Origin of the sequence: Neglectibacter sp. X4 (assembly GCF_009917365.1) — a bacterium.
Taxonomy (GTDB): domain Bacteria; phylum Bacillota; class Clostridia; order Oscillospirales; family Acutalibacteraceae; genus Acutalibacter.
This window is the reverse complement of sequence record NZ_QWLE01000214.1, coordinates 1-527: the sequence shown is the minus strand read 5'-3', so window position 1 is coordinate 527 and position 527 is coordinate 1. Positions and strand designations below refer to the sequence as shown.

At 40.8% G+C, this 527-nt stretch carries 1 protein-coding gene; it reads left to right on the top strand.

The features are described 5' to 3' along the window. Nucleotides 1–527: toprim domain-containing protein (locus D1841_RS17755; RefSeq protein WP_237077187.1), on the top strand; the 527-nt coding region annotated here is incomplete at both ends.

Genomic DNA, 527 nt, shown 5'->3' with positions numbered 1-527 from the left:
TCTGTAAAACTGACAGAACCTCAGTTTGAAGGACAGACTAAGACAAAGCTGGGAAATACTGAGATGAGAGGTTTCGTAGAAACTTCTACCAGTGAAAATTTAACAGCTTTCCTTGAAGAAAATCCAACTCAGGCGAAAGTTATATTAGAAAAATGTCTCCGTGCATCAAGAGCCAGAGAAGCTGCAAGAAAAGCAAGAGAATTGACAAGACGAAAAAGTGCTCTTGACAGTATTGCTTTGCCAGGAAAACTAGCCGATTGTTCTGAAAAGGATCCGGCAAAGTCTGAGATTTTCTTAGTCGAGGGTGACTCCGCAGGTGGCAGCGCAAAGCAAGGTCGTGACAGATTGAGACAGGCTGTTCTTCCGCTTCGTGGTAAAATCTTAAATGTAGAAAAAGCAAGACTGGATAAGATTTTAAATTCTGATGAAATCAAGAATATGATTACTGCGTTTGGCTGTGGTATCGGCAACGAATTTGATGAAAACAAGCTGAGATATCACAAAATTATCATCATGACCGATGCCGA